Below are 1,761 nucleotides of genomic sequence, written 5' to 3'. Positions count from 1 at the left end.
ACCGCTTAGAAAAACCTAGGCAAACCTAGGTAAGCTCTGCGGTATAAGCTTTAAACGTTCTTTCTTAGCGCTTACGCTTCCTCTCAGGTCGAGGTTGACCAAGAAACTCCAGTTAGAAACGCTATAATACTCACAGCGACGTGATATTACAGCGGAACGTTTGATTTTCCTATTCAGTTGATTCCACTCGCTCCACACGTGCTTTTCCGAGTTCACCTCGGAATAGGCGGTTAAGGAGCGAGGTATTCTTTCACTTAGTTTCATAGCTCGGCGAGCAATCACCAGTGAAGCAGATTCGTCGCTGGCTAAGCCATACATTCTCAGGTATTTTACCAAGCCGATAATGCTTGAATATGCTGGATTGACTGAAATCAATTCAATTCCGCGATTCGACAAAATAGAACCCAGTTGCTTGTAGAACTCGCTGTATGCCCAACCCGACAACATCCGAGCATATTTTCTGCCTTTCTCTCCTAAAGATTCCTTTTTTACGGAGAAATCAAGTTCTTCGCAAACTACGGGACATTCAAATTCCGCAGCTTTAATTGCTAGTTGCAGGCAAGCATTAACGAGCTGAGCCTGCTGCTTGCCATTCGACAAACCCATTTGCAATGGAATCTGTCCTTTGGCTTTGAGATTCCCTTCAGGATCAACATAAACCCACCCAATAGAGCCAGGATTCATATCGATACCAATACAACCGTACATCCTATTTCTCGAAACTTGATTCACGGGAGCTGGGGTAAACTGCACGGCAATAACCCACTTCCCATTCTTGCGGTAGAAGTGCCAAGTTTTAGCCCCGCATTCTGGCAATCTATTTATGTTGCGATTGAAATCACCAACCTCGGAAGATACAGTCTTTCCGAATCGTGACTCTAAACATTTGGGAACTCTAAACGTTATTTTGTTTCTCTTCCACTGAGAGACTTGATTTCCCAAAGATTCGTCCTTAGAGCCGACAACGAAGATATCGCTGTGAGGGACGAAGACTTTGATTGGCTTAAGTCTTAAGTGTTCGAGTCTGTTGGTCAACAAAATCAGTCTCCGCTTTTTATTGTGTATTTGAAGGCGTAAGTTCTGCCAATTAGTAGATTTGTGTTGGAGCGAACAAGCTATAGGAAAATTGCATCCCGTCTTTGAACTCTGCCATTTTTTCTTGGCATAAAACTTACGAGCTAATAACAGTTTACGCTCAGCCTTTTTAATCCACGCACCAATAGACCTAATCTTTCCTTCAAGAGTTTTTACGTGTAAAATTCTATGCTCTTTAGCACCGTCTACACGACATGAGGCAGCGCTGATTACGCCATTTGCGTGGCGCTTATTGATGCCGTAGGTTTGCTGTAGGTGCGTGTTCCAGTCGGATTTCTTGAAGTCTGTATTCAATAATAAGTGGTTGACTGTTTCAATGCTTGCAGCCCTAAAAATTGGGGCGTAAGCTTCTAGAAACATCTCGAAATCTGTGAATCCAAGTTCGTTGAGTTCGTCTGCTGGCGTGGGCAAGCCTTTGCAGTACGTTATGGTAGCCATTGATTCGACCTCTCAATGTGGTTGTATATTAATAGCTTTGCACAGAATTTGCAAGTTATTGAGTCAATTTTTTTGTTTCCGAAACGTCGCTGGCGAAGCTTTACTTCAAAGGCTACATTTTTTATTGAAAAGCTCCAACGCTCATTAGTTTGTTGGTCAATTTACCGAGAATTCAGTGACCAAAGTCTAGGTAAATCTCGGTAAATTGTCAACTGCCGTCAACCCTTC

At 43.0% G+C, this 1,761-nt stretch carries 1 protein-coding gene; it reads right to left on the bottom strand.

What is annotated here, in order from left to right; all coding sequences use genetic code 11:
* Positions 1–15: 15 nt before the first annotated feature.
* Positions 16–1,533, bottom strand: a complete 1,518-nt coding sequence (locus IQ270_RS30040; RefSeq protein ID WP_193976747.1) for a hypothetical protein — start codon at positions 1,531–1,533, stop codon at positions 16–18.
* Positions 1,534–1,761 lie beyond the last annotated feature (228 nt).

Source organism: Microcoleus sp. LEGE 07076 (assembly GCF_015207455.1).
Classification (GTDB): Bacteria; Cyanobacteriota; Cyanobacteriia; order Cyanobacteriales; family Microcoleaceae; genus Microcoleus.
The sequence above is the reverse complement of the archived record's forward strand: the minus strand, read 5'-3'. Positions and strand labels throughout refer to the sequence as shown.

What these genes read in the sequence shown, in the direction of transcription:
- IQ270_RS30040 (WP_193976747.1), bottom strand. Translation starts at nt 1,533, where the DNA reads ATGGCTACCATAACGTACTGCAAAGGCTTGCCCACGCCAGCAGACGAA.